This window comes from Brevibacillus sp. NPDC003359 (genome assembly GCF_042878995.1).
Classification (GTDB): Bacteria; Bacillota; Bacilli; order Brevibacillales; family Brevibacillaceae; genus Brevibacillus.
In genome coordinates, this window is record NZ_JBIAOR010000039.1 from 1 (window position 1) to 1643 (window position 1643).

Consider the following 1643-nt stretch of genomic DNA (forward strand, 5'->3'; position numbering starts at 1 on the left):
TTTCAGCTTCACTGATATGAACGAGGACTGTCAATAGCATGACGGCCCCGTTTTTTCTTTTGCTTTTTTCTTGTTGCTTTATATGGAGAGGCGGGCGTGATAGGCTGTTCTATTTGCGGTCAGCGTAAAGAATACCACCGCGTTTTACGCATAAATCATGCCCGCAGAGGCTCCATGTCAAGCAACAAGAATTGGGTAAAGACACGGCACGAAGGCAAAAACTTTTCGACGGTGAGCAGTCTGATATCCGTGGGTTCTCACATTTTATCTCTCCGTTCGGGGGAGCTTCCACAAACTTATGACGCACGTAGTTGTTTTTCAAACAAGTGTGCAAGTGAAGCACGTGGGTTCTCCCTACCGGTTCTTCCTTTTGCCTCCGCGCCCTATCTTTACTGCTTGATTTTTTGTTCTTTTCTTTTTTACGATGCTTGTTCCATTTGTCGAGTGATCGCCCAAATAAAACCCAACAATTCACGGGCAACAGCTGTCACCGCTTTTCCACCAGGCTTTCCTTTCGCCATGAGGCGACAATACTTTTTATGCAATCGATTTTGTGCTTTCCATGAAATGGCTTGAACTTCCTTCGACTGGCCTTCTTGTCTTTTCCGAATCTCCCCTTTCAACGCAGGTGGATAACGATAACTCCAAGCAGCCTCTACCAGAACACGACGAAGATGAGAGTTTCCTGTTTTGGTAATGGCCCCTTGTCGACGTAGATCCCCACTTGAAGATTCGGAAGGAACCAATCCAGCATAAGACATCAGTTGACGAGGGTGGGCGAACCGGGAGAAAGAACCGATCTCTGCAACCAAGCTGGTCGCGGTTATTTCTGCAACACCACGTAATGACTGGAGAGCTTGAATCATAGGAGCATGAACACTTTCTGTCGCTTGAGCATGAATTTCCTCATGAAGACGTTTTAAACGTTGCTCGATCTCGTCTAGATGATGTAAATATTCACGAAAAACGGTACGTGAACTGTTTTGTGAAAAGGTTAAACGATCAAGCCAATCTCTGTACCTAACGGTCCATTTTCTAACTCCTACAGGAGCTCGCAAATCATGACGAAGGAGAAATTTCGTTAAACGATGTCTGGCTCGAAGCTGATCTTCTTTCGCATCTTCACGGGCACGAACTAAGTCACGTAGAGCTTCATCTTCTTCCGTGGGTACATAAATCGATACCAATTCACCTGCACGAAGCAACTGGGCTAAACGGAGTGCATCACGCCGATCCGTTTTCACTCGATCTCCTGGTCTTTGCGGAATAAGAGAAGGAGCAACAACGATACACTCGATTCCGAGACGAAGAAAAAGCCGATACAGTTCATAACCGGTAGCACCTGCTTCATAGCACACTTGAAGAGAGTGAAAATCCCCTAATTGTTTCATGAGTTTACGAACGGCTTCAGGTGTATGAGCAATCATTCCCCAGTAACGTGGGGCTTCTCGGCCATCTTCAGCTATTGCCACCGCAATTTTATCTTTTGAAACGTCTAAACCAACGTATTTTGTGAAATCCTTCATAAGTAGCAGCTCCTTTCGTATTGTAGCGCTCTGTACATTGGCGTACTTGCCCTTAGTGTAGCCAGAGTAACCTACGAAGTTACGAATAGGGGCTGTCCTCGTTCATGATAACTTATG

The 1643-nt window shown here is 45.7% G+C and carries 1 protein-coding gene; it reads right to left on the minus strand.

What is annotated here, in order from left to right; all coding sequences use genetic code 11:
* Positions 1-419 precede the first annotated feature (419 nt).
* Complete coding sequence (locus ACFYU8_RS31440) at positions 420-1526, minus strand: IS110 family RNA-guided transposase (RefSeq protein WP_390307252.1); 1107 nt, start codon at positions 1524-1526, stop codon at positions 420-422.
* Between the last annotated feature and the right edge of the window lie 117 nt (positions 1527-1643).

Bases quoted from the DNA above. Each gene is read 5' to 3' on its own strand.
- ACFYU8_RS31440 (WP_390307252.1), bottom strand. From the start codon at position 1,526: ATGAAGGATTTCACAAAATACGTTGGTTTAGACGTTTCAAAAGATAAA.